This is a genomic window from Saccharopolyspora sp. NPDC050389, from assembly GCF_040655595.1.
In the GTDB taxonomy this organism is placed as follows: domain Bacteria; phylum Actinomycetota; class Actinomycetes; order Mycobacteriales; family Pseudonocardiaceae; genus Saccharopolyspora.
In genome coordinates this window covers 1-24,786 of sequence record NZ_JBFAKG010000120.1, presented here as the reverse complement: position 1 = coordinate 24,786, position 24,786 = coordinate 1, and the positions used below count along the sequence as shown (strand labels likewise).

27 protein-coding genes and 1 pseudogene are annotated in these 24,786 nt (G+C 66.9%); 14 read left to right on the top strand and 14 right to left on the bottom strand.

Features of this window, described 5'->3' with window-relative positions; genetic code table 11:
* The coding region (locus AB0I53_RS44035) for a universal stress protein (RefSeq protein ID WP_358615631.1) at window positions 1–389 on the top strand (389 nt) is incomplete at its 5' end.
* Between the two features lie 12 nt (window positions 390–401).
* Window positions 402–623: pseudogene (locus AB0I53_RS44030) on the top strand (MFS transporter); the annotation flags it as partial.
* Between the two features lie 68 nt (window positions 624–691).
* On the opposite strand, the gene AB0I53_RS44025 reads toward AB0I53_RS44030, so the two are convergent.
* The 3 genes from AB0I53_RS44025 to AB0I53_RS44015 form a co-directional block, all read right to left on the bottom strand.
* Complete coding sequence (locus AB0I53_RS44025) at window positions 692–1,246, bottom strand: cysteine dioxygenase (RefSeq protein WP_358615628.1); 555 nt, start codon at window positions 1,244–1,246, stop codon at window positions 692–694.
* A gap of 65 nt (window positions 1,247–1,311) precedes the next feature.
* Window positions 1,312–2,457 carry a cystathionine gamma-synthase gene (locus AB0I53_RS44020; protein WP_358615625.1) on the bottom strand — a complete coding sequence of 382 codons (1,146 nt, stop codon included), beginning with the start codon at window positions 2,455–2,457 and terminating at the stop codon, window positions 1,312–1,314.
* Between the two features lie 107 nt (window positions 2,458–2,564).
* Window positions 2,565–3,476, bottom strand: a complete 912-nt coding sequence (locus AB0I53_RS44015; RefSeq protein ID WP_358615623.1) for a LysR family transcriptional regulator — start codon at window positions 3,474–3,476, stop codon at window positions 2,565–2,567.
* Between the two features lie 218 nt (window positions 3,477–3,694).
* Here AB0I53_RS44015 and AB0I53_RS44010 point away from each other — a divergent pair, with 218 nt between their 5' ends.
* The 4 genes from AB0I53_RS44010 to AB0I53_RS43995 all read left to right on the top strand — a co-directional run bounded on the left by AB0I53_RS44010 (window position 3,695) and on the right by AB0I53_RS43995 (window position 6,991).
* Entirely contained in the window at window positions 3,695–3,823 is a 129-nt protein-coding gene (locus AB0I53_RS44010) for a hypothetical protein (RefSeq protein ID WP_358615620.1), read from the top strand.
* Entirely contained in the window at window positions 3,820–4,686 is an 867-nt protein-coding gene (locus AB0I53_RS44005; protein ID WP_358615618.1) for an amino acid ABC transporter permease, read from the top strand. Before AB0I53_RS44010 ends, AB0I53_RS44005 begins: the two co-directional genes overlap by 4 nt.
* A 74-nt stretch (window positions 4,687–4,760) precedes the next feature.
* Window positions 4,761–5,531 (top strand): amino acid ABC transporter ATP-binding protein, encoded by a 771-nt coding sequence (locus tag AB0I53_RS44000; RefSeq protein ID WP_358615615.1) that lies wholly within the window; start codon window positions 4,761–4,763, stop codon window positions 5,529–5,531.
* Window positions 5,532–5,977: 446 nt separating this feature from the next.
* Window positions 5,978–6,991 carry a D-cysteine desulfhydrase gene (locus AB0I53_RS43995; RefSeq protein ID WP_358615612.1) on the top strand — a complete coding sequence of 338 codons (1,014 nt, stop codon included), beginning with the start codon at window positions 5,978–5,980 and terminating at the stop codon, window positions 6,989–6,991.
* A 250-nt stretch (window positions 6,992–7,241) separates the two neighbouring features.
* On the opposite strand, the gene AB0I53_RS43990 is transcribed toward AB0I53_RS43995, so the two are convergent.
* From AB0I53_RS43990 to AB0I53_RS43950, 9 genes are all read right to left on the bottom strand, one after another.
* Window positions 7,242–8,618: an MFS transporter gene (locus tag AB0I53_RS43990; protein ID WP_358615610.1), complete on the bottom strand. Its 1,377-nt coding sequence runs from the start codon at window positions 8,616–8,618 to the stop codon at window positions 7,242–7,244.
* A 129-nt stretch (window positions 8,619–8,747) separates the two neighbouring features.
* Window positions 8,748–9,944 (bottom strand): FAD-dependent oxidoreductase, encoded by a 1,197-nt coding sequence (locus AB0I53_RS43985; RefSeq protein WP_358615607.1) that lies wholly within the window; start codon window positions 9,942–9,944, stop codon window positions 8,748–8,750.
* Window position 9,945: 1 nt separating this feature from the next.
* Window positions 9,946–10,131, bottom strand: a complete 186-nt coding sequence (rd, locus tag AB0I53_RS43980) for a rubredoxin (RefSeq protein WP_358504421.1) — start codon at window positions 10,129–10,131, stop codon at window positions 9,946–9,948.
* 10 nt (window positions 10,132–10,141) lie between these two features.
* Window positions 10,142–10,438 carry a hypothetical protein gene (locus AB0I53_RS43975; protein WP_358504424.1) on the bottom strand — a complete coding sequence of 99 codons (297 nt, stop codon included), beginning with the start codon at window positions 10,436–10,438 and terminating at the stop codon, window positions 10,142–10,144.
* Complete coding sequence (locus AB0I53_RS43970) at window positions 10,417–11,283, bottom strand: DUF3891 family protein (protein ID WP_358615604.1); 867 nt, start codon at window positions 11,281–11,283, stop codon at window positions 10,417–10,419. The genes AB0I53_RS43975 and AB0I53_RS43970 overlap by 22 nt, the downstream gene beginning before the upstream one ends.
* Window positions 11,284–11,440: 157 nt before the next feature.
* Window positions 11,441–11,902 (bottom strand): aromatic-ring-hydroxylating dioxygenase subunit beta, encoded by a 462-nt coding sequence (locus AB0I53_RS43965; protein WP_358615601.1) that lies wholly within the window; start codon window positions 11,900–11,902, stop codon window positions 11,441–11,443.
* On the bottom strand, window positions 11,895–13,118 hold the full coding sequence (locus AB0I53_RS43960) for a Rieske 2Fe-2S domain-containing protein (RefSeq protein ID WP_358615598.1): 1,224 nt from the start codon (window positions 13,116–13,118) through the stop codon (window positions 11,895–11,897). Before AB0I53_RS43960 ends, AB0I53_RS43965 begins: the two co-directional genes overlap by 8 nt.
* Window positions 13,115–14,203, bottom strand: coding sequence for an alcohol dehydrogenase catalytic domain-containing protein (locus AB0I53_RS43955; RefSeq protein ID WP_358615596.1), 1,089 nt, complete (start codon window positions 14,201–14,203; stop codon window positions 13,115–13,117). The genes AB0I53_RS43960 and AB0I53_RS43955 overlap by 4 nt, the downstream gene beginning before the upstream one ends.
* The gene (locus AB0I53_RS43950; RefSeq protein WP_358615594.1) at window positions 14,200–14,847 is read right to left on the bottom strand and encodes an isochorismatase family protein; all 648 of its coding nucleotides are present in this window, start codon (window positions 14,845–14,847) and stop codon (window positions 14,200–14,202) included. The genes AB0I53_RS43955 and AB0I53_RS43950 overlap by 4 nt, the downstream gene beginning before the upstream one ends.
* Before the next feature lie 304 nt (window positions 14,848–15,151).
* Here AB0I53_RS43950 and AB0I53_RS43945 point away from each other — a divergent pair, with 304 nt between their 5' ends.
* From AB0I53_RS43945 to AB0I53_RS43925, 5 genes are read left to right on the top strand one after another with little or no spacing between them, the layout of a single operon-like run.
* A complete protein-coding gene (locus AB0I53_RS43945) occupies window positions 15,152–15,901 on the top strand; it encodes an SDR family oxidoreductase (protein ID WP_358615591.1) in 750 nt (249 codons plus the stop codon).
* Window positions 15,902–15,933: 32 nt separating this feature from the next.
* Window positions 15,934–18,303, top strand: a complete 2,370-nt coding sequence (locus AB0I53_RS43940; protein ID WP_358615588.1) for a xanthine dehydrogenase family protein molybdopterin-binding subunit — start codon at window positions 15,934–15,936, stop codon at window positions 18,301–18,303.
* Window positions 18,300–19,133 carry an FAD binding domain-containing protein gene (locus tag AB0I53_RS43935; RefSeq protein ID WP_358615586.1) on the top strand — a complete coding sequence of 278 codons (834 nt, stop codon included), beginning with the start codon at window positions 18,300–18,302 and terminating at the stop codon, window positions 19,131–19,133. Before AB0I53_RS43940 ends, AB0I53_RS43935 begins: the two co-directional genes overlap by 4 nt.
* Entirely contained in the window at window positions 19,126–19,620 is a 495-nt protein-coding gene (locus tag AB0I53_RS43930; protein ID WP_358615583.1) for a (2Fe-2S)-binding protein, read from the top strand. The genes AB0I53_RS43935 and AB0I53_RS43930 overlap by 8 nt, the downstream gene beginning before the upstream one ends.
* A gap of 10 nt (window positions 19,621–19,630) precedes the next feature.
* On the top strand, window positions 19,631–20,293 hold the full coding sequence (locus tag AB0I53_RS43925) for an SRPBCC family protein (protein ID WP_358615580.1): 663 nt from the start codon (window positions 19,631–19,633) through the stop codon (window positions 20,291–20,293).
* Here the strand turns inward: AB0I53_RS43925 and AB0I53_RS43920 are convergent.
* Window positions 20,241–20,924 carry a GntR family transcriptional regulator gene (locus tag AB0I53_RS43920; protein WP_358615577.1) on the bottom strand — a complete coding sequence of 228 codons (684 nt, stop codon included), beginning with the start codon at window positions 20,922–20,924 and terminating at the stop codon, window positions 20,241–20,243. The two genes, AB0I53_RS43925 and AB0I53_RS43920, sit on opposite strands and share 53 nt — an antisense overlap.
* Window positions 20,925–20,981: 57 nt before the next feature.
* On the opposite strand from AB0I53_RS43920, the gene AB0I53_RS43915 reads away from it, so the two are divergent.
* Window positions 20,982–21,722 carry an Asp/Glu racemase gene (locus AB0I53_RS43915; protein ID WP_358615575.1) on the top strand — a complete coding sequence of 247 codons (741 nt, stop codon included), beginning with the start codon at window positions 20,982–20,984 and terminating at the stop codon, window positions 21,720–21,722.
* Here the strand turns inward: AB0I53_RS43915 and AB0I53_RS43910 are convergent.
* Entirely contained in the window at window positions 21,719–22,423 is a 705-nt protein-coding gene (locus tag AB0I53_RS43910; RefSeq protein ID WP_358615572.1) for a GntR family transcriptional regulator, read from the bottom strand. The genes AB0I53_RS43915 and AB0I53_RS43910 overlap by 4 nt on opposite strands.
* Window positions 22,424–22,616: 193 nt before the next feature.
* On the opposite strand from AB0I53_RS43910, the gene AB0I53_RS43905 reads away from it, so the two are divergent.
* Both AB0I53_RS43905 and AB0I53_RS43900 read left to right on the top strand, forming a co-directional pair.
* Window positions 22,617–23,324 (top strand): FCD domain-containing protein, encoded by a 708-nt coding sequence (locus tag AB0I53_RS43905; RefSeq protein WP_358615569.1) that lies wholly within the window; start codon window positions 22,617–22,619, stop codon window positions 23,322–23,324.
* A gap of 360 nt (window positions 23,325–23,684) precedes the next feature.
* On the top strand, window positions 23,685–24,786 hold a 1,102-nt coding region (locus AB0I53_RS43900), incomplete at its 3' end, for an MFS transporter (protein WP_358615567.1).

Genomic DNA, 24,786 nt, shown 5'->3' with positions numbered 1-24,786 from the left:
GCTCACCGTCGTCCCGGGATGCCCTGCGATGGGCCGTCCGGCAAGCCCACTTGACCAACGGCCGCATCACCGCCGTCATGTCGTGGGAGCTCCCTGAGCTCTACGACTGGCTCATGCGCACGGCCGAAGAATGTGATCGCGCAACGGAAGAGGCTCTCAAGACCGTCATCCATGAAACCGTCGATGACACCGACGCCGCTGCGATCCGGAAGGAGGTGGCTCGCGGTCATCCGGCCAATGCCCTGCTGAAAGCAGCCGAATCGGCGGACCTCCTCGTCGTGGTTCGCAGGGGATACGGCGGCTTCGCCCATGCCCTGCTCGGCTCGGTCGGCCAGTACTGCGTCAACCACGCGCCCTGCCCCGTGGTGGTAGTCCGCGACCACGAATGACACCGGGCCCCCGTGATCATGGGTGTGCTCCCGCAGGTCGCCGGCGAGTTCAACGTCAGCATTCCCGCCGCGGGTTGGCTGGTGTCCGGCTACGCGCTCGGCGTCGTCATCGGCGCCCCGATCCTCACCGTCCTGGGCACCAAGGTCTCCCGCAAGAAGATGCTCCTGTTCCTGATGGGCGTCTTCATCGTGGGCAACGCGCTCTCCGCCGCCGCTCCGACCTTCGTTCTCCTGGAATCCAAGGGAAAATGCGGGTGTGGGGTTCGACCGGGCGGCGGTGCCCGATTCGCCGGGGCGTCGGATCAGCTCTCCGCCACGGGAAGGTCGTACAACCGGCGCACGCTCGTGCCCAGCTTGCTGATGTCGGCGCCGTAAACGTGGACCGAGATCACCGTCGACTCCTCGGCGTTGCGCACTAGGTGGATATCGCCGGGCGGGGCGAAGCCGCATGCGGTGCCGGGTCCGTTGACGACGTCGGCGGCCGGGACGAGACGGGCGGTGGTGCCCTCCCCGCGCAGTTCGTATCGCCGCTCGGTCTCCGCGCCCTCGTAGACGCCGGTGACGCACCAGGCGACGTGATCGTGGATGGGGGTCTGCTGTCCGGGTTGCCAGACCAGTGCTACGACGGAGAAGCTGCCGTCCGGCTCGGCGTGCACGATGTGCTGTCGGTACCGCTCCGGGTCGCCCGCGCGGTACTCGGCGGGTAGCAGATTCGGTCGCGACAGGAAGGGTTCGAGCTGTCTGGCCACGAGTCGCGCCGACTCGGCGGGTGACCGCTCGAGACACACGACGTCGCGCACCGCGGAGACGAGTTCAGCGAGAAGCGGCGTGCGGTGCATGTTAGGGGCGGAGGTCATGTGGGCTCCGATCAACAGGTGCAATGGACGTAACGAGAGGGCTGCGCCGAGGCCAACGAGGAGCGTCAGTCGAGGCCGTCGAGCAGGTCGGTGATCAGGTCGTCGACGTTCTCGATCCCCACCGAAATCCGGACGAGATCGCCGGGCACTTCGAGCGGGGTGCCTGCAGCGGAGGCATGCGTCATCCGCGCCGGGTGCTCGATCAGCGACTCGACACCGCCCAGGGATTCGGCGAGCGTGAAAATCCGCGTCTTGTTGCAGACAGCGAGTGCCGCCTGCTCGCCACCGGCCAGCCGGAAGGAGATCATGCCGCCGAACCGCCGCATCTGTTTGCGGGCGAGGTCGTGGCCGCTGTGGTTGGGCAGACCCGGATAGAGGACCCCGTGCACGGCGGGGTGCGTGTCGAGCGCCGCGGCGATCCGTTCGGCGTTGTCGCAGTGGCGGTCCATCCGCACGCCCAGCGTCTTCACGCCACGGAGGGTCAGCCACGAGTCGAAGGGCCCGGCGATGGCCCCGGCGGCGAACTGATGGAAGTGAATACGCTCGGCCAGCTCGGCGTCCTGGACGATCACGGCGCCGCCCACCACGTCGGAGTGGCCTCCGACGTACTTGGTGGTGGAGTGCACGACGATGTCCGCGCCGAGGGTGAGCGGCTGCTGCAGGTACGGCGAAGCGAAGGTGTTGTCCACGGCGAGGAGCGCGTTCGCGTCCGCGGCGATGCTCGCCAGGCCGGCGATGTCGGTGATGCCCAGCAGTGGGTTTGTTGGTGTCTCGCACCAGATCAGCCGGGTTTCCGGGCGGATAGCCGCGCGGACGGCGGCGAGATCGGCCAACGGGGCCGGGGTCGTGGTCAGGCCCCAGCGGGCGAGCACCCGGGTGAACAGGCGGAGCGATCCGCCGTAGGCGTCATCCGGGATGATCACATGGTCTCCCGGCGCGCACACCGCACGGACCACGGCGTCCTCGGCCGCCAGCCCACTGGCGAATGCGTTGGCATGCGTACCGTTTTCCAGCGCCGCAAGGCATTCCTCGAGCGCGGAACGCGTCGGGTTGGCCGCCCGGCTGTATTCGTAACCGCCGCGCAGCGCCCCCACACCGTCCTGCTTGTAGGTCGAGGTCTGGTAGATCGGCGGAACCACCGCGCCGGTGCCCGAGTCCGGTTCCTGTCCAGCGTGGATCGCGAGGGTTTCGAACCCGTGCAGCTGTGTCATGGGCATGAGCCTGCCGGGTAACGACCCATGCGGTCTACTTCGAGAGTCTTGCCGTCGTAGCGGCTATCGCTTATGTCTGGGGAAACGCACGAGCTGTGTCCCAGCGTTCACCCATCCCCGTGCATCTCATCGGCGGCTTGCTGCAACGCCTCCAGCATCAGCCGGGTGACCGGGACATTCTGGTGACCGGCCAGCGTGTACGCCGCGACGGTCCGGGAGTCCGCAGGGATCACCGGCCGGCTGACGATCTTCGGGTGACAGATGAACGACTGCACCATGCTCGGCATCACGGCGATGCCCAACCCGGCGGCCACCAGACTCTGCACGGCGAGGTTGTCGTCGGTGGTGAAGTCGATATCCGGTTCGAAACCGGCCGCCGCGCAGGACTGGACGAAGTGGCTCCGGCAGCGCACGCAACCGGCGATCCAGCGTTCCTCGGCGAGCTGGGCCAGCTCGACCGATCGCCGCCGGGCCAGCGGATGGCTCCGCGGCAGCAGGACGATCAGCGGGTCGTCGAGCAGTTCGAGCGTGAACAGCTCGTCCGGGTCGGGTTGCTCGCTCGCGGCCTCGTAGGTGAACGCCAGGGCGATGTCGCAGTCGCCGCGCCGCAAGGCGTCGACCGACGCCGGTGGCTCGCCCTCCAGCAGCTCGATTCGGATTCCAGGATGCCGAGCCTTGATCGACGCCACGGTCGGCGGGATCAGCGTCGCACTCGCGCTGGGGAACGCACAGATCCGGATGCGGCCGGCCTTCAAGCGGGTGATGGCGGTCATCTGGTTCTGCGCGGAGGAGATCGATCCGAGGATGCCTTCGGCGTGGCGCGCGAGAACCTCGCCGGCCTCGGTGAGCCGAAGCCCGCGGCCCGCCCGCACGAACAGCGGTGTGCCCACCGAGCGCTCAAGTCCCTTCATCTGCTGACTGATCGCCGGCTGCGTGTAACCGAGATTCCTTGCCGCCGCGGCGAAAGAGCCGGTGCGCACGACCTCGTCGAACACCCATACATGCCTCGAGTCGAACATCTCCGAACAATAAGCATTTCTTTGGGAGGTGTAAATAAGTCATGTCTGGACTTCGATCGGGGCCCTGGGCGATCGTTGCGCAACCCACTCGTACCGATAGGCGGCGCCGATCCCTCCCGCCGCTGCATCTCTTTCGCCGTATACCGGTCAGGAGCGGTTCGCGCTCCCTGAGAACACAAGGCGACTTGATGAATCCGTCTCGTAGACCGACCTCTCGCATGGCCCTGGCCACGCTCGCGCTACAGATGATCAACAAGGCGATCCAGCAGGCGAAGCAGGACGGGACCTACAAGAAGTTCTACGAGCAGTGGGTCGGGCCGATGCCGGCCGGAGCGGAGGGACCATGAGTACCCAGGCCCCGGAAGTGGCCCGCGAGTCACCGCAACCTCTGTCTGGCGCGCGTCGCTGGCGGTCACCACGCCGCAGGCGGCTGCTGGTCCGCAACGCGCAGTACGCGGTATTCGTCGTGGCCCTGGTCCTCGTCGGTGTCCTCGCGGACTGGCAACGGCTTGGTCAGCAGTTCCTGGAACCGTCCGTAGCGCTGCTACTCTTCCCGGACCTGATCACGGTGGCCCTGCTCAACACGATCACCTACACGATCACCTACACGGTCGCCGGATTCGCCGTAGGCCTCGTGCTGGGTCTACTGATCGCATTGATGCGGCTGTCCTCAGTCGGACCGTACCGATGGGTCGCAATGGCCTACATCGAACTGTTCCGCGGACTGCCCGCCCTGCTCATCTTCATCTTCGTCGGGGTCGGCGTACCTCTGGCCTTCCCCGGCCTCACCTTCCCCGGTGGCGCATACGGTCAGGTCGCCTGCGCCCTCGGACTGGTCTCCGCCGCATACATGGCTGAAACCATCCGGGCCGGCATCCAAGCCGTCCCACCCGGACAGCTGGAAGCCTCCCGCACCCTGGGCATGTCGCACGGTATGGCGATGCGGACGATCGTGCTGCCCCAGGCATTCCGGATCATCGTGCCGCCACTGACGAACGAACTCGTCCTGCTGTTCAAGGACTCCTCACTCGTGCTCTTCCTCGGCGTCACGCTAGGACAGCGGGAACTCACCAAGTTCGGGCGCGACCTAGCCAGCCAGCAGGCGAACACGCCACCGATCTTCGTAGCAGGCCTGTGCTACCTGCTGATCACCATCCCGCTCCGCTACGTGGTGCGCCGCCTCGAAGCCCGGCACGCGACGGCCAGGTGACGCCGATGTCCTCCGTGACCAAGCCAGCAGGACCGACCCGGATAACCAGCATCGGAAGAGGCAGGGACGCCGACATGACCGCCGCGATCGAGATTCAGCGTCTGCACAAATCCTTCGGTCCCCTGGACGTGTTGCGCGGCATTGACTTCAGCATCGCTCCTGGGGAGGTGGTGTGCGTCATCGGGCCCTCCGGTTCAGGCAAGTCCACGCTGCTGCGCTGTGCCAACCTGCTGGAGGGGCCGAGCAGCGGGCGGGTGCTCGTCGGCGGCGTCGACATCACCGATCCCGACGTGGACATCGACCGGGTGCGCCGCCGGATTGGCATGGTGTACCAGCAGTTCAACCTCTTCCCGCACCTGAACGTACTGAAGAACCTGACCATCGCCCAGCGCAAGGTACTCAAGCGTGGGGAGGCCGAATCGGTTCGTATCGCTCGGGAGAACCTAACCCGGGTCGGCCTGGCGGAAAAGGAACTCAGCTATCCCGCACAACTGTCCGGCGGCCAGCAACAGCGAGTCGCCATCGCCAGGGCGCTCGCCATGGGGCCAGAGCTGATGTTGTTCGACGAGCCGACCAGCGCACTCGACCCCGAACTCGTCGGCGAGGTGCTGCGGGTGATGCGCGGCCTCGCCGACGACGGGATGACGATGATGGTCGTGACGCACGAGATGGGCTTCGCACGCGACGTCGCTGACCGCGTCGTCTTCATGGACGGCGGCGTCGTCGTCGAGGAGGGCCCACCGCACGAGGTTCTGGGCAGTCCTCGGCACGAACGGACTCGGTCGTTCTTGTCCAGGGTTATCCACGCGGAGAAGATGAACACCGCGACGGAAAACACTGCCTAGGATTCAATGCCGGTCATCCAAGGTTTTTGCACACCGAGACATATCTTGATCGGTACGCACAGAAACCTGCTCGCAAGCCGCGAAAATCGCGTACGCGATACTGGTGGATCGGACTCAAGTGCTGCTTCACCGGTCCCCCTGTCAAGCTGGGGACGCGGTGGTCGACCGGTCAGCAAATCAGGATCGCGATGACCAAAATTTGCTGACGCCAACCAGGCGGTCTCCACCAGGAACAGGAACAATACTTGCCACGACACCAGAAGGAGCGGGAGATCGCAAGGTGTCCGGCGTTAGGATCACCGGCCGCGCAGCGGTGCCTGCGCCGGACATCGTCTGCGTAGTGTCAAGGGTGGCTTTCAGCAGGTATCCAGGGCCACCAGCCAAGATGAAAAACGCTCAATGGAATTGGGTAGTACCAACATGATGTTGATCGAGGAAAGGGTAGTATGGTTGCACTGGCGCGGTATCCGCGGTATCCGTTGGGGCACTTCCCGACGCCTCTGGAACCATTGACACGGCTGACTGACCGGCTGCGCGACACGTATCGCAGCGTTCCGTCGCTGTGGATCAAGCGGGACGACTGTACGGGGCTGGCCACCGGCGGTAACAAAACGCGGAAGTTGGAATTCCTGGTGGGCGAGGCGCTTCAACAGGGCGCCGACACGCTTATCACCCAGGGCGCCATCCAGTCGAACCACGCGCGGCAGACTGCGGCCGCGGCGGTCCTGGCGGGAATGCACTGCAGCCTGTTGCTGGAGTGCCGACAGGAAAGTGACGAGGACTACGAGCGATCAGGCAACGTGCTGCTCGACGAAATCCTTGGGGCCCAGATCGTGGACCGTCTTCCGACTGGCACTGATATGCAGGCTGCGATGGAAGAACTGGCGGAGCGATTGCGGGGCGACGGTCGGCGCCCGTTCGTCATTCCTGTCGGCGGGTCCAACCCGACCGGGGCGCTTGGCTACATCGCCTGCACCGAGGAGCTCGACGCGGCCCCGATCCCGATCGACTGGGTTGTGCACGCCACGGGCAGCGCCGGCACCCAGGCAGGATTGGTCGCCGGTCTCAGACTGCTCCGCCACGACGCCAAGGTACTGGGTGTCTGCGTTTCACGGAATGAAGATCTGCAGCGCTCCTTGGTGCATCAGCTCGCGCAGGACACTGCCGCAAAGTGCGGTGCGGACATCCATCTCCCCCAAGACGCCGTGCTGGTCGACGATCGGTGGGTGGGCGGCGGCTACGGAGTGCCGACGGATGGGATGGTGGAGGCGGTCCGGTTGCTGGCCACCACCGAGGGCATCCTGCTGGACCCGGTGTACTCCGGAAAGGCATTCGCAGGGTTGCTCGGCAACATCACGGAGGGGCGATTCAAATCGGAGGAGAACGTTGTCTTCCTTCACACTGGGGGCAGCGTCGGCCTCTTCGCGTACCGTTCGACGTTCGCGCCGTCGACGACCTGATCGTCAAGGGCCAGGCCGTGCGTTCGCTTATTCGCGGGTCCCGCACATCCACGCCACCGTCACCGGAGCCACCGGCGATGGCTGCGCCGTCGATCCTGGACGAGTACGTAACCAGCGCGCCCTCACCGCAGAACGCCGGCGACGTGTTCGCCGGCGAGTGGTCTTCCCAGCTGCCCGTGCCGCTGCAGCACAACCCCGCGCATCCATGGCCTTCGGCCGGGATGGTTCGGAGACCACCCCGGCCGTTCAGTCAGGTTCGTGCCGGAGCGAACTCGACGTCCTTGGTTTCCGGGCCGAGTTTCGCGCCGATCCAGGTCAGCACGCCGCTGAGTACGATCAACACCACCGGCGTGTAGGCGTAGGGCAGCACCGTTGACAGCCCGACCATGTAAACGCTGTAGAACGACGGGATGATGAGCGACACGCTGTAGGCGAATCCGTAGCCGGAGGCGCGCACGTTGGTCGGGAAGGCCTCCAGGAGGTATACGGTCGCCACCCCGTACGGCCCGACTGCAACAACCAGGCCAAGTGTGTAGATCACCATCGCGAGCGTGAAGTTCCCCCCGCCCTGGAGCAGGCTCACCATCGTGAAGAACGTGATGGCCGAGACGGTTGAAGTGCCAGCCCCGGTCAGCATCAGCACGCGGCGCCTGCCGAAGCGCTGTCCGAGATGCCCGTATACCAGATAGCCGGCGAACAGCGCGACGTTGGCGAGCAACAGCGCGAGGGTCACTGCGTTGGCGTCCTGCTTGAGCTGCGAGATCAGCAGTCCTGTAACCGGGGTGATGATCGACTGGACGGCGAACCACAGTCCGCTCATCAACAGCAGCGCCTGGACGAGCCGCCGCGCGTTGTCGCCTGCGAACAATTGCCGCAGCGGAGGCTTCGATACCTGCGCGCCTGCGGACTTCGCCTCCGCCTTCCACACCTCGGATTCCTCGATAGAGCGGTAGAAGTAGATGAAGAAGAAGACACCCAGGGCGCCGCCAATGAGGAACGGGATTCGCCATCCCCACTGGACGTAGGGGGAGTTGAGGTCGTCATGTGGAAGCAATGCCAGCAGCGGTAGGGTGACCACCGAGATCGCGATGTAGCCCACCGGGTAGGCCGATGCGATGAACGCCCCGACCAGCCCGCGCCGGGGCTTGGGGCAAGCTTCCATGGCCAGCGGGTTGGCACTGGTGTATTCGCCGCCCATGAATATGCCGCCGACGAGCCTCAGGAACATGAGGGAGAACAGAGCGCCGTAGCCCCAAGCCTGATATCCGGGCAGCAGTGCCATCAAGAAGGTGGCGACGGTGAATCCGGCCACGGCGATCAGGGTAGATCGGCGTCGGCCGATCTTGTCGCTGAGGTGGCCGAAGAGGATCGAGCCGATCGGGCGGCCGATGAGCGTCACTGCGAAGGTCAGGTAGAACAGGGTGATTTCCAGCGTGGCTGAGATGTTCTCCGGCTGGAAGTAGTGGATCGCCGGGGCCAGCGCCACCACTGGCAGGTAGATGTCGAAGTAGTCGACCGCGAAACCGAAGAACGCAGCGCGGGCCGCGCGCTTGGCGGGCACCGGCATCGGAGCCGGCTTGCCGCCCGGTGGTCTCTCCGTGCGCACGGGTGTTGAGGCGTGATCCATTGTGGGCGCTCCTCTCGGGAAGGCACCGTGATTCGGAATGTGGTCTTGCTAGTTGTGGTGATCCCCTTGTCCGGGCGGGCCCCGGGATCGTCCGGGGCCGCCCGCCGTCGATGTCGCTGCTCGGACCGGCTACTCTCCCGCCACGTCCGGCAGGCCGGTCGCGATCAGCTGGCGAGCCAGGTCCAGATCTTGCTTGCGGCCCGAGGTCAGCGCCGCCACCACCCGATCGTCCTGCAGGTACCAGACGGTGAAGTCCCCGCTGCCGACCGATCCGGCGACTCGTTCGGAGTCCCACTCGTCGGCTGGGCCGACGTACTCCAGCCGCGCCAGCTCAGCCAGGTCCGTCCAGAAGTACGGGATTTCGCGGTGCTCGACGGCGGCGCCGAGCATGTTGCGAGCGGCGGTGACCCCCTGTGCGATGGCGTGCTCTTCGTGTTCGAGGCGTAGCCGGCGCCGGTGCACCGTGCTGTCGTACTCGCACGCGTCGCCTGCGGCGTAGACGTGCTCGGCGCTGGTCCGAAGCGTTGCGTCGCAGGCGATTCCGCCAGTGGGGCCGATCGTCAATCCCGCGGCTTTCGCTAGCTTGGTGTCCGGCACGGCGCCGATCCCCACGACGACCAGATCTGTCGGGATGTGCCGACCGGAAATGGTTCGCACGCCATCTACCTGGCCTTCGCCGGAGAAGGCGGCGACCTGCTCGCCGCAGACCAGCTCGACCCCGCGACTGCGCAGCAGGCCGCTGACGTGGTCGGCGACGGTGGCGCCGAAGGCGGTCTCCAGCGGTGCCCGTTCTGGCATCACCATCGTGCAGTGCACCCCGAACGCGGTCAGCGACGCGGCGACCTCGGTGGCGATGAACGATCCTCCGACCAGCACGGCTCGCCTGGCATGCGCGGCATGGGAGCGCAGCTTTTGCGCGTTGCCCGGTGCCCGCAGGTAGTGGATCCCCTCCAGCGCAGCCCCGTCAACGTTGAGCCGTCGCACCATCGCGCCGGTGGCGAGCAGGGCGCGCTGGAAGTGCAGCACAGACTTGTTCGCCAGGGTCGCGGTCCGTCCTGCGGTATCCAGTGCCACCACTGCGGAGCGTGTCAGAAGCCGGACGTCGCTGTCCTCCCACCAGCCTTCGGGGTGCACGGCGATGTCGTGAGCGTCGGCATCCGGCCCGAGCAGTGCCTTGGTGATCGGCGGCCGGTGGTACGGACCTAGGAGCTCGCGTGTCACCAGGGTGATCGAGCCGTCGAAGCCCTGCTTGCGCAGTTCTGCCGCCGCGGCGGCAGAGGCCACCCCGCCGCCGACGAGCAGAATGTCTACATTGGACTCGGTCATGTCAGTCCCCGTCGTAGGGTTCGAAGTCGCTCTTGCGGGCCCCGCAGACCGGGCACACCCAGTCGTCGGGGATGTCTTCGAACGCGGTGCCCGGCGGGATGCCGCCCTCCGGATCCCCTTCCGCGGGGTCGTAAATGTCCCCGCACGACACGCAGATCCACTTCTGCGCCACGGCTGCCGTGGACATGTCTTCCTCCCTAGTCGTCTTGCCCGCCGACCCACCGGGTCCGGCTGGGGTCCAGCAGTGGGCGCAGGTCGTGGTGTCTGGCCCAGGCCAGCGATTCGAGTTCGAGTGCGTCGAGCTCGACGGTTTGGCGGGTGCGCAGGTCCTCGATGCGCAGCCGTGGCCGACCGGAGTCCTGCTCGCGCACGCTGATTCCGACGATCGCGAATTCGTTGCGGACGACGAGCCGATCCGGATCGGGTTCGAGCGCGGCGAGGATGTCCTCCAGCGGCATCCCCTCGCTGCTGGTCAGGCCTTCGTGAACCGGCATTCCAACGTCACCTTCTCGGCGGCCGCCAGCGCTTCGTTGACGTCGTCCTGGCCGGTGTAGGCGCGGTCGGCGATCGACCGAGCCGCCAGCGACACGGTGATCTCGGCGTCGAACGGGAACGGGTCGACGGTGACCACGCCAGGCTTGACCGGGGTCAGCACCAGCTCCGCACGCTCCCCCGCCACCCGGGTCGGGGCGAGCTGGATGGTCCGCGGTCCGGGCTGTTGGTCGATGCTCTTGAGCGTGGTGGCCAACGGGACGGCAGGGGTGTCGGCCGGGGCGATGTCGGCCAGCGAGACGTACAGCGAGAACAGGTCCCACACCTGCAGCAGGTCGTAGTGGTACCACAGGCGGGCTTCGAAGTCGCTGCGGATGCCGTCCGCGGTGAGCTCCTTCTTGGTCTCCGCCCAGCGTCGTTCCTCCTCGGCGACGTGCTTCTCGCGGATCTCGTCCAGCGGTGTGGCGGTCGGTTTGATGCCCACGCCGCCGTCCTGCATGCCCCAGCGGTTCCGGTACAGCCCGGTCCAGTGCATGCTGACCAGCAGCCCGGCGTAGGCGTCCTCGTCGTAGATCCGGTCGACGCCCCGCTGGTAGAGCGGCAGGTGGTCCTCCAGCGGGATCTCCAGGAAGTGCAGGGGACGCTGGGCTTCGGCGTTGAACAGCGGCTCGGCGTCGGCTTCCCGCCAGCCGTCATCGTGCCGGGCGGTGCCGATGCTGACCTGCTCGCGGCGGGTCGGTGCTTCAAAGTCGGCGTTGCCCCAACGGAGGGTCAGATCTCCAGCCAGCCGACCGTGTTCGTTCTGGTCGACCAGCACCAAGTTCCCGCTTCGTCGAGTGATGAGCATCGTGTCGTTTCCTTTCTAGGGTGTCGGTAACGCGCGCGCTGCACACAACGGTGCGGAGGGCGCAGCGCAACCGCCGGAGGCCGGAGCAGCACGCTCACACTGCCGCTCCGAGAACGCACGGCAGTACGAGCCGTGCGTGGGCTGAGCGAATTCGCTGCTAAAGCAGCAAGCTGAGGTTGCCGAGCTGTCCGTCGTTGTTGATCAGCTCGACCTTCTTCCGGACGATCTGCAGTTCCCCGCCCGCCCGGCGCAGCCGGTGGCGGTACTGCCCCGCATGAACGTGCTGCACCCCGGCGCGGTACTCGGCGACCAGGAAGGACGATTCCACGTCGAGTTCATCGCCATCGTCGGCGACGATGCGGATGTTGCCAACAAGGCGCGCGGTGCGGGATGTCGGTTCCTGCGCGTAGGCCAGGCCGCTGTCCAGCCGCCAGACGCGTTCAGCGAGGTGCTGCATGTTGTCGTAGACGATGGACACTTCGCGGCGCGGGTCGATGTCGTCGGCGATGGCCGGGATCCAGTAGATCCCGTCCGGGGCGAACAACTTCAGCCAGCCGGGGAAGTCGCGGGCGTCCAGCAACGCCGCCTCCGCGTGTAGGAAGTCTTCGATCTCACTCATCGCAGTCCTCCATCAATCCGAGCCATCGCCGCAAGTAAGCGCGCTGCGGGACCTCGTCCGACGAGCGGCCGATGCGGATCCCGGCCGCTTCGTCGACCACCTCGCGGTCCAGGCCGCGGCTCATCAGCGTCCAGTCGGCCGGGCTGGCCGAGCCTTCGATACCCCGCATCACCCGGTCGAAGCCGACCTCGATGTCGTCAGTCGATCCGAATCCGGCCGGCCCGTAGAAGATTTCGTGGTCTCGCAGGATCCGGTCGCGGACGTGTTCGTCGGCGTCCTTGGGCAACAGCGGGTAGAGGTACACCCAGGTCTCGTCGACCGAGCGCGGCACCACCAGCCGCAGGTGCGCACCGACGAACGCCAGGCTGGGGAAGATGTTGAGGTTGAACGGGATCAGCTCACCGATGCCGATCGCGTGCGCGTTCTCACCAGCCTGTTCCAAGCGACCGTACTCGTGCACGGCGTGCCCGCCGCCCAGATCGATACCGCGCCAGTCGGGGTTGGTGCGGACGTTCTTCACCCACGGGCTGCTCTTTCCGGTGCGGTCCTTGAGGATGTCCAGCCAGCTCTTGTGCGTGAAGGAGAAGTGGTACGGGTCGATGGTGTTCTCGATCTGCAGCTTCCAGTTCCCGCGGTAGACGAGCTTGTGCGCATGCGAGACCAGTTCCGGCCCGGAGACACCGATGTCGGCGATGAAGTCCAGGTAACGGCGCGCGTTGCCGAGGTAGTCGGCGAGCGGCTCGATGCTCGGATCCAGGCTGACGAAGACGAATCCGCGGTAGGACTCGGCACGCGGGACGTGCACCAGCCCCATCGCGGCCTTGTCGAAGTCCGGCCCGTAGCCGTCGTCGAAGGGCACGCCAACCAACTCGCCGGCAGAGTTGTAGGTCCAACCGTGGTAAGCGCACCGGAAGAAGTTGGCGTTTCCGAACTCGCGCTGGCACACCGCCGAACCGCGGTGGCGACAGCGGTTGAACATCACATTGATCGCGCCATCGTCAGCCGCACGATTCACGATCAACGGCTGCCGCCCAATGTAGGCGGTCTTATAGTCGCCGCCGGTGGGAATCTCGCTCTCGTGCGCCACGAACACCCAAGTCCGGCCGAAGACCCGGCTGAGCTCGCGGGCGAAAATGGTCGGGTCACGATAGATCCGGCTGCTCACCCGCCAGTCGTCGGTGATGAGCGGCTCCTTGGCCCGTTCCGCTGTTGTCATTCGTTCCTCCCGTACTCGGACAGATCTGGGATGACGCAAGACCGGATCGCCGTCGGGTCGGCGAGGCCAGCCAGTGCTTCCTCGGTGCGTTCGATCGGGAACCGTCCGGTGCACATCCGCTCCAGCGGGTAACGGCCCGACTCGATGAGCCGCAGGGCTGGCGGGACGAGGCTGCTCGGACGGCCTCGCACGGCGCGCAGCGTGAGCACCTTCCGGATCATGGTGTCCACCACGGTTTCCGCCGATCCGCCGCCGCCCTTGGCCAGCCCGACCTGCACCACGGTCGCCCGGTCCCCGGCCACGGCCATCGCGGTGTCAAGCGCGGCGGCCGAGTCCGCCGCGTTGATGACGGTGTCGGCCAGCACTCCCCCGGTCAGCTCAGTCACCTGCTCGACGGCGTCGGTGGTCAGCGTGTGGTCGGCGCCGAGGTCCTTGGCCACCTCGAGTCTGGTGGCGTCGGCCTCCTGACCGATCACGATCACCGTTCCCGCACCGGCCTCCTTGGCGCCGATCACGCACGCCAGCCCGTGCGGCCCCGGCCCGACGATCACAACGGTGCCGCCCGGCCGCAGCCCGCCGACGCCCGCGACCCAGTCCAGGCCGTTGGAGATCGGGATGTACAGCTGCACGAGCTCTGCCGGCACGTCGGCGGCGACCTTGTGCACGATGGCCTGCGGGTGCAGGTAGAGAAAATCGCTGTAACCGCCGTACAGCCCGGAACCGCTGTGGATGGACTTGCCGCCGTAGCGCGGCACTCGGCACATCTGGTACGAACCGGCCAGACAGGATCGGCAGGTGCCGCAGGGCAAGTACTCCTCGACGACGATCCTGTCCCCGGCCTCGACGCCCCAGCGCGCGGCAGCCTGCGGTCCAATGTCGACGATCGTCCCGACGAGCTCATGTCCGAGCACGCACGGCAGCTCGTACAGCGGATTGACCCCGTGGTAGGCGGCCATGTCGGTGCCGCAGACCCCGGTAGCCTCCACCTTCAACAGTCCGTCATCGGCCCCGATCCGCGGCAACGGCAGCTCTTCGATGGTCAGCTGCCCCTTCCCGTGCAGTACGACCGCTCTGCTGGTGGTCATCCCTGAACCTCCTGATCAGCACCGTGAATGGCGGCCTCCGCCGCAGCCGCGGCAACCACTTCTCCGTACTTAGCCTGGATGTCGAACAACGCCGCCTCGTGGGGCTCGACTGCCCGGTCGGCTACGGCCGTGCGCGGGACCAGCACGCGGTAGCCGTGCTGCATCGCGTCCACGACCGTGGCGCGCACGCACCCCGACGTCGTGGCACCGGTAACGATCGCTCCATCGCACCGCTGCCCGGCGAGGAACGCCGCCAGATCGGTGCCGAAGAACCCGGACGCGAACAGCTTCCGCAGGACCGGCTCGCCGGCCTCCGGAGCCACCCGCTCGTCGAGCTGCGACCAGTGGCTACCGACCGTGCACTCTCGCAACGCGGGGATCTTCTCCAGGAAGGGCTCGGCGATCGCCTCCGTCGCCTCGTCGTATTCGATCTTGGTGAACACCCGGGGAACCCCCACCTCGCGGGCAGCCGCGAGCAGCCGCGCGGTCTCCTCGACCGCTTCGTCGGCAGCACAACCGAGAGCACAGCTGCGGTCGGTGAACCCGAGGGTGAAGTCGACGACGATCAGGGCGGGTCGCCGGATCGGGCGTTGGGCGGCTCCGATGCCGCGTTCGCGGTAGAGCTCGACAGCGCTGGCCGACACGTTCACTCCTTCCATGGAAGACGTAAGTTGTATACAATTTCTCGACAGTGCGAGACGGGAAACAAGCAGAAGCCAGCACTTGCGGCGGCAGCAGATAGAATTCTATATTCCGATCGTGCGGTGCTTCGGCCCGGATGTCAAGCAGAAGAAGACGAGCTACCTGCCAGTAAGCCGACATAGACGACAACCAAGGCCCGCAGACAGGACAACAGCCGGCCTGCGACGCCTCGATCCGAATCTCCGCACAGCTTGGCCAACCATGAAAAGTTGCATACAATTCTTCATCTGCTCCGAGGAGGACGCGATGACACTCGCCGGCCGGACGGCCTTGGTGACCGGGGCCGCGAGCGGGATCGGCGCGAGCTGCGCCCACCGACTCGCCCAGGACGGCGCACATGTGCTCGTCCTCGACAACAACAGAGAAGCCGCGCGCGAGGTCGCAAGCGACATCGGCGGTCAGGCTGTGATCGTCGACCTCGCCGACCTAGCGGCCGTTGAGGACGCACTGGTCGGCTGCGAGGTCGACGTCGTGGTGAACAACGCTGGGATCCAGTACCTGGCTCTGCTCCACGAGTTCCCGCGCAAGGAGTTCACCCGGCTGCTCGACGTCATGGTCGAGGCTCCATTCCGCATCGCACGCGCGACGCTGCCCGGGATGTATGCGCGGCGCTGGGGCCGGTTCGTGCACATCACGTCGATCCGCGGGGTGCGCGGCGACCGCCGCAAGGCCGCCTACGTCGCCGCTAAACACGCCGTGGAGGGCCTGTCCAAGACGATCGCGTTGGAAGGCGCCGAGAACGGCGTGACCTCGAACTGCATCAGCCCGGCCTGGGTGGAAACACCGCTCACGCACGAACTCGCGCAGCGGCAGGCCAACATCCACGGCACAACACCCGACCGGATCCTCACCGACGTGATGCTCGGTGGAGCAGCGATCAAGGAACTCGTCGCACCGGAGGAGATCGCCGACCTGGTCGCCCACCTGTGCTCGGGATCCGCCCGGCACACCACCGGGACCTCCATCCCGGTCGACGGGGGGTGGCTGGCCGGATGAGCCGCCGAAACCGCAGCAGGCAAGGAGAAACCATGCAAACGGCACCACGACGGCACGGGGTCGGAGCACGAACGCCCCGCCGGGAAGACGAACGGCACCTGTCCGGACGCGGGTCCTTTATCGCAGACCTGGCCATGCCGGGCCTGCGCGAGGTCGCCTTCGTCCGCAGCCAGGTCGCCCACGCCCGACTGTCCTCGGTGACTTCCCCCGAGGGGGCACCGTCCGGCTCGGTGTGGACTGCCGAAGACCTCGCCCCGTTGGCCGATCCGCTGACTGCGACGTCCACACTGGATGGTTTCCGGGCCGCTCCGATGCCCAACCTGGCATTCGGCAAGGTGCGCTACGTCGGCGAGCCCGTGGCGCTGGCGATTGCCGGCACCCGCGCCGAGGCCGAAGACCTCGCCGCCGCGGTGACCGTTGACGTCGAGCCGCTGCCCGCGGTCGCGGACCACCACGCGGCGCTAGCCGCCGAGAGCCTGGTGCACGACGACTGGCCGGACAACATCTTCGCCACCACCTCCGGCGAGGCCGGCGACATCGACTCGGCAGCCAGCGAAGCCGCCGTGTCGATCACCCGCGAATACACCATGCGCCGCCAGGCCGTGGTGCCGCTGGAGACCCGGGGTGTGATCGCCTACTTCGACCGCGCCGCCGACCAGCTCGTCGTGTGGTCGTCGACGCAAACTCCGCACATGATCCGCGACATGATCGCCCTGCAGTTGGGCATCGAGGCAAGGCGGGTGCGGGTGATCGCGCCGGACATGGGTGGTGGGTTCGGCGCGAAGTGCTCAGTCTACCCGGAGGAGATCACCCTCGCCGCGATCGCCCTGCGGCTGGACCACCCGGTCCGCTGGGTGGAGGACCGCTGGGAGTCGATGGTCTCGTCCACCCAATCCCGCGACCACCACTACCGGATCACGGCGCACGCCGCCGCGGACGGCGCCCTGCTCGGCGTCGAGGCCGACATCGTGGTCGACGGCGGCGCTTACTCGGTCCACCCGTGGACCGCGACTATGGACGCCACCATGGCCGCCGCGATGATCCCCGGCCCGTACCGGCTGCGCAACTACCGGTTCCGCACCCGCAGCGTCGCCAGCAACAAGACCCCATCCGGCCCGTACCGCGGCGTCGCCCGGCCCGGGGCATGCTTCGCGATCGAGCGCACCCTCGACGACCTCGCCCACGAACTCAACATCGAACCCTGGCAGATGCGCGTCACCAACATGGTCCATCCCTCGGACATGCCCTATACGTCGGTGACGAACAAGGTCTACGACAGCGGTGACTACGAGGAGGCGGTCCGCCAGGCGACCGTCCTCATCGGACACGACGAGTGGCGCGCCAAGCAGCACGCAGTGGATCCGACGTCGCGGCGGCGCATCGGGATCGGTTACGGCTCGTTCACCGAGCAGACCGCACACGGCTGCATCGAATGGGCCTCGCGAGGCTTGGCCATCACCATCGGCACCGAGGGCGCCCGGCTGGCGATGGACGCCACCGGCAGCCTCACCCTGTCGGTGGGGATCAAGAGCCACGGCCAAGGCTCCGAGACGACGCTCGCGCAGGTGGTCAGCGAGGTCTTCGACGTGCATCCGGCACGGGTGACCGTCGTGCACGGCGACACTGCGCTGACCCCGCGCGGCGACGGCACATTCGCGTCCCGGTCGATGGTCATGTCGGGTGGCGCGACGCTCGGCGCAGCCCGCGCACTCGCCGAGAAGGTGCTGCGCATCGGCTCGGTGCTGCTCGACGAACCGGCCGAGCAGCTGGAGCTTCGCGACGGCGCAGTGCACGGCTCGCGCGGCTCGGTGGGCCTCGCCGAACTGGCCAAGGAATTCTTGTTCACCCCGGACCACGTGCCGGGTGTCGAAGCTGGTCTCGAGGCCACCTACTACTACCGGCCGGAAGTACAGACCGGCGCGTTCACCTACGCCACGCACGCCGTCGTGGCGGAGGTCGACCTGGACACCGGCGACGTCCGGCTGCTCGACTACGCCATCGTCGAGGACTGCGGAACCGTGGTGAACCCGCAGATCGTCGAGGGCCAGATCATCGGCGGCATCGCCCAGGGCATCGGCACCGCGCTGCTCGAAGAGCTGGTGTACGACGCCGACGGACAGCCGAAGGCCACTAGCTTCCTGGACTACCTGCTGCCCGGCGCCACCGAAGTCCCAGAGATCAAGATCGGCCACCTGGAGACGCCGTCGCCCTACACCGCCTTCGGTATGAAGGGAGCCGGTGAAGGCGGTGCGATCGCCCCGCCTGCCGCGATCGGCAACGCCATCACAGATGCACTGCGCGAATTCAACGTCCGGATCGGCGAAACCCCGATAACACCCGCGCGGGTGTGGAACGCGCTGCAGCACGCCTCGGCCGCACAGCCCGCGGGGGTGGCTCAATGAAGCCCGCCGAATTCCAATACCACAAGCCAGCGACGGTAGCCGACGCCGTGCGGTTGCTGCACGAGCTCGGCGACGGTGCCAAGGTCATCGCGGGCGGGCAGAGCTTGCTGCCGATCATGAACCTCCGCCTGGCGGAGCCGAGCCATCTGGTCGACATCACCGGCATCCCCGAGCTCCGCAGATCCGAAGCCGTCGGATCCGCCGGGCACTACGGTGCGGCCACGACGCACATGATGGTGGAGGACGGACTCGTTCCCGACGTCACGGGCGGTCTGCTCGCGCATGCGGCCGGCGGCATCGGCTATCGGACCATCAGGACGCGTGGCACGCTGGGCGGAAGCCTCGCGCACGCCGACTCCAGTGCCGAGTGGCCGACCGTCATGTCCGCAGTGGACGCCGTGGTGACCGCGGCGTCGGTCCGAGGCACACGCCGGATTCCGGTCCGGAAACTGCTGTTCGGATTCTTCACCACTGCCCTGGAACCGGATGAGCTGATCATCTCGGTCGAAGTGCCCGCCTTCTCCTCCGACGTTCGCTGGGCCTTGCACAAAACCGCTCGCAAACCAGGCGAGTTCGCCGAATCCATGGCCGTTGTGCTCCGCCGTCCGGCCGGTAGCGAGCTGTGGCTCGGCGCGGCCCGCGACACGCCGGTGCGGCTCGGCACCACCGAGACCGCTGTGCACACCCGACCGGCCGCTGACATCCCGCTCGCCGAGCTCGTCGAGGCGGTCGCCGCCGACACCCACTGCGAAGGACACACGCTGCAACTGCACGCCGTAACGGTGCAACGGGCACTCCGCGCCGCAGAACGGGAGGAAACCCATGCCTGACAACACGATTCGGCTCACCGTCAACGGACAGGACGTCGAGGTCTCCGTCCCGGCGCGCACCTCGCTGGCCGACCTGCTCCGCGACCACCTCGGCCTCACCGGCACGCACCTCGGATGCGAACAGGGCGTGTGCGGCGCGTGCACCGTCCTGGTCGACGAACTGCCCACCCGGGCCTGCCTCACCCTCGCCGCAGCATGCGACGGATCTGAGGTCATCACCGTCGAGGGACTGACCGGTCCCGACGCCGACCGGCTGCGAGCGTGCTTCTCCCGGGAAGGCGCATTGCAGTGCGGCTTCTGCACCCCGGGGATGCTGCTGTCCGTCTTCGACCTGGTGCGCCGCCGCGAAGAACTTTCCAGGAACCAGGTATGCGTCGCGATGTCCGGCAACATCTGCCGCTGCACCGGATACAACGGCATCGTCCGCGCAGTGCAGTCCGCCATCGGCGAGGGCATCGAAGCCGAAACCCACACACCCGCGAGTTGAGGAGAAAGCTGTGCAATTCACCAACGACTTCATCGTCCCCGCCGCACTCGACGAGGCATGGACCCTGCTCACCGACGTTCCGCGGATCGCCCCCTGTTTGCCGGGCGCGACCGTCCAGCCGGGTGACAACGGCGAGTACGCAGGCGCCGTGACGGTCAAGGTGGGGCCGATCAAGGTGTCATACCAGGGCACCGCACACTTCCGCGAGCTCGATTCCACCAACCACCGCATGGTGCTCGACGCCCAGGGCAAAGAGGACAGCGGCAAGGGAACCGCCGGCGCGATCGTCACCGTCGAGCTGCACAGCGCGGGGCCGGACAAGACCGAGGTGCAGGTGCGCACCGAACTCCAGGTCACCGGCAAGGTCGCGCAATTCGGGCGAAACGCCATGGCCGACATCGGTACGCGCCTGATCGGTCAGTTCGCCACGAACCTCGAGGCCCTGCTGTCCGCCGACGGCGCAACGCACACCGCCGAAACGACCACCCGCAAGGCACCAGCGCAACCTCAGGCACAGGATGATGCCGGACTCGACGCGCTGCCGCTGCTCATCCCCGTCGCCAAGCGCTACGCACCGACCGTCGCTGCGTTCCTTCTCGGCGCGATCCTCACTGCGCTGATCAGCCGGCTTCGAGGTCCTCGTGCTGCAGCACGGCATGTTGAGCCGTCCTGATGTGCACCTTCATGATCATCTCGGCGGTCTCGGAATCGCGGCGCCGGAACGCTTCCACGAGCTCCCGGTGGTGCTCGATACTGCGCGCCAAGTCTCGTTCGGTGTACCGAAGGAAGGTCCGGCGCACCAACGGCAGCCCCATCACACCGGAGAGCAGGAACACCAGGCTGTCGTTCTCGGTGGCGTCCAGGATCATCGCGTGGAACTCGTTGTTCAACGCGGCGGCCCGCTGCAAAGCACCTGATCCACCCGACTTGATCGTCTGCTCGTACTCGGCGAGGTTGTCCTCGAGCTTGCCGAGGGTCTCCTCGTCGACCTTCTGCGCCGCGAGAGCAGCCACGTAGCCCTCGACGAGCGCGCGTACGCCGAAGATCTCGGTGATCTGCTGATGCGTCCAGGCCACCACCTGCGCACCGCGGTTGCGCTCCAGCCGAACCAGACCTTCCGAGCTGAGCTTGTTCAGCGCTTCGCGCACGGGTGTGCGGCTGATTCCCATGGAGTCGGCCAGCGCGCCCTCGCGCAGCCAGCTGCCCGGAGCCAGCTCGCCGGAGGCCATTCGATCGACGATCTCCGCGTACGCCCGCTGGACGGCCGAAGATCCCGAATCCGCGACCTGCTCGCGGTTGGCCATGCCGCACCTCCCAGTCAGCTGAGCCTACTCGGACCAGTTCTATCCGAAGGAGCGAAGATGTCCCTGCACCGCCTCGGCCTCATCGTGCCCAGTTCCAACACCACAATGGAAACCGAAATCCCCGAACTGCTCAGCCGCCATGCCGCGACCAGCGGTGAGCGGTTCACCACCCACTCCAGCCGCGCCGTGCTGCACACCGTCGACCCGGAGTCCCTGCACCGGATGGTCGGGGAAGGCGACCGCTGTGCCGCGGAGCTAGCCGACGCACACGTCGCCGCGATCGGTTACGCCTGCCTGATCGCACTGATGGCCGAGGGGCCGCGCGCCCACGAACGCATTGAACCCCACCTGGCCGAGGTCACAGCTGGCAACAACAGCCCGGCGCCGGTGGTGAGCAGCGCGGGTGCGCTCGTCCGAACGATCCTCGAACTCGGGCTGTCCCGGGTCGCGATCGTGACCCCCTACCTGCCCGAGCTGACGGAAATGGTCATCCGGTACCTCGGCGCCTACGACGTGGAGGTCGTCGACTCGGTGAGCCTCGGAGTCCCGAACAACATCGCCGTCGGCAACCTCGACCCCGCAGACCTGCCCGGGCACGTCGAACGGCTGGACCTCAGCCGCGCCGAGGGCCTGGTCCTCTCCGCCTGCGTGCAGATGCCCTCGCTGCCAGCGGTCGACCCAGTCGAACGGAAGGTCGGACTGCCGGTGCTCACCGCGGCCACGTCAACAACACGCGAACTGCTGCGCGCGATCGACCTCCAGCCAGCGGTGCGCGGGGCTGGGGCCGCGCTGGCTTAGGAATCGGCGGCGACGCCGCTGTCCTCCAGGTAACGCAGTGAGCTGGTGAGGCTGGCTTCCAAGTGCCCGCGCAGGACCTCGTCGATGCCGTCGAGGTCGCCGGCCCGGATCCGCTTCACCAGCTCCGCGTGTTCGATCGCCGCTGCCGCCTGCCGCTCGGAATTCGGCAGACTGTTCATCACGTACCGCTCGCAGGTGTTCCACAGCATGCACAAATGCCGGTGCAAGACCCCTTCTCCAGCGGCGCGGAACAGCGCGAAGTGGAACGCACGGTGCGCGTGCAGCATCTCCTCCGACACCTCCGGCACCCGCCGGTCGGTGAGTTCCTGCATCTGACCGAGCCAATACTCCATGTCCCGCAGAATCGTCGGATCGCCGGATTCCGCGGCCCGGTGCGCAGCGACCGGCTCGACCGCCTGCAAGATCGCGAACGAATCCCGCAGGTCACGCACGCTCAGCTCGCGCACCACAGTCCCCCGCCTCGGCAGATTGTCCACAAGCGACTCCGCCTCGAGCTGCCGGACCGCCTCGCGCAGCGGAACCCGGCTGACCCCCAACTCATCCGCCAACTCGTAAACCGGCACTTTCCGCCCCGGCCGCAGCACCCCGAGCACGATCCGGTTGCGAAGCTGCTCAGCGACGAAGTCGGTGATCGTCCCGGGCGTCTGGTTCGGCTGCGCTATCGCAGAACGACCTGACACGTACGCCTCCTTCCCACGCCACACTAGCCAAAATAGTATACAGTTTTCTTTCAACTAGCCGCTGCAGGCTGGCTGGGGGATCCGGCTTCACCTCTAGTTGGAACTCCCGGTGATGGTCCAGCGGGACGAGTCGGGCCAAACGCTTCGCCCCTGGCAGCCACGAAACCCCCTGTAGATGTCATACAGTTGGCGCATGTCGTCGTTCCAGCCTGCGGTGCGCAATGTTCCGATGTCAGTCCAGATCGGCGAGCAAGTACGGGCGCGAATCACGTCCGGCGAGTGGCCGGTCGGGATGCGACTGCCAGGCGAGCATGCCCTCGTGGAGACATTCGGCGCCAGCCGTGCCACTGTTCGCGAAGCACTGCGAGGCCTGATCCACGCCGGACTGCTGGAGGCTCGCCCTGGCGACGGCACCTACGTTCGGGCGTCGAGCGAACTCGACGCCATGCTGCAACGCCGGGTTTCCCAGAAAACGGTTGACGACGTGTTCGAGCTGAGGGAAGCGCTGGAAATTCACGCCGCCCGACTGGCCGCGACCCGCGCAACCCAAGAAGAGCTCGCGGCGTTAGCCAAGATCCTCGCCTCCCGGGACGCCGCGCCGGACCTCAAAGCCCGTCTCGAACGAGATCTCCAGTTCCACGACGCCTTGGTCACCGCGACCGGGAACCCGCTGCTCGCGGAGATGCATCAGAGCCTGGACCGCGCCGCAACCTACGCCCCGGAAGGGCTCACCGAGCGCGAGCACCGGAAGTTCCTCGTCGGCGAGTGGGAGGACGAGGACGAACACCACGCCCTCCTGGCAGCGCTGGAACTGCGCGACGCAGACGCAGCAGCGGAAGCAGCCGCTCGTCTGCTCCTGCACGCCCGAGAAGCATTCCTGCGCGCCCAGACAGACCGCTGACGGGAGTCGCCCCCTCCCGGAGCAAGCAGGCGCTGCCGTGATTCAGGTCAACTTGTCCCCGTGGTTTAGCTGTCATACATTTGCATAAGCGGGTTGCGATCGCCTCCCGAATACAGCCCGACCGGTAACGACCGGATGGCTGCGCTTGACCGGTTTGCACGTAAGGGGGCACAGCCTCCACCCGCGTTCCATGCCCGGTTCTCCACCGCGCGAAGTCGGCAAGCCCGTTCACGCGGCCGCCGGGCTGCGCACTTGTTGTCGTCCACCCCATGAAGGCAATCGAAGATGAACCTCACCGGCACACCTGACCGGCTCGCGCGGCGCCGTGCCTCGACGGCTCGCCCGCTGCGGACGGGACTAGTGCTAATCGGACTCCTGCTCATCGGCGCGAACCTCCGCGCCGGCATCACGGTCGTCGGCCCACTCCTCGAAGACATCCGCGACGATCTCGGACTGCCACCTGTCCTGGCGTCGGCGCTGATCAGCCTTCCGCTGCTCTGCTTCGCGATCGTCTCCCCAGCCGCGGCGCCGCTGGCGGCCAGACTGGGCCTCGAACGGACCCTCGGTGGCGCACTGATCATCCTCGCTGCGGGCATCATCTTCCGCTCCGTCCCGTGGCTGCCCGCCCTGTGGCTCGGAACCGCGGCCCTCGGATTCGCGTTGGCGATCGCCAACGTTCTCCTACCCGCGCTGATCAAACGCGATTTCCCGTATGACGGCGGCAGAGTCACCGGTGCCTACTCCGCTACGCAGTCCGCATTCGCCGCGCTCGCATCAGGTCTCGCCGTCCCACTCGCCGGAGTCACCGACGCCGGTTGGCGGATCTCCTTCGGGGTCTGGGCAGGCCTCGCACTGATCGCGTTCGCAGTGTTCAGCCCACAGCTACGCCGCGCCACCATGCCCCGCCACAGCGTCGCTCCGGCGCTCGACCCGCACCCCGAGCACTATCGCTCCCCGTGGCGATCCGGGCTGGCTTGGATGATCACAATCTCCATGGCCTCGCAAAGCGCCCTGTTCTACACCATCATCACCTGGTGGCCTGCGATCGAAGCGGCCAACGGCATCACCTCAGCCACCGCCGGCTTGCACCTGAGCATCCTGCAGTTCTGCGGAATCGCCGGAAACCTGATCACCGCCGCCATCATCCAGAAATGGCACCACGACCAGCGCGGCCTGATCGCCGTCCTCGTCCCGAGCAACGTCGTCGGCATCAGCGGCATGCTGCTGCTCCCGAACTTGGCCCTGATCTGGAGCATCCTCCTCGGCCTCAGCACCGGAGGCATGATCGTCTTCGCGCTCGCGATCTTCGGGATCCGCACCCACCACCACGGCCAAGCCGCAGCGCTTTCCGGCATGGCCCAATCCGTCGGCTACCTACTCGCAGCCCTCGGGCCCGCTGCCATCGGCGCCGTCCACAGCAGCAGCAACGGGTGGACAGAACCCCTGATTCTGCTCCTCGCCC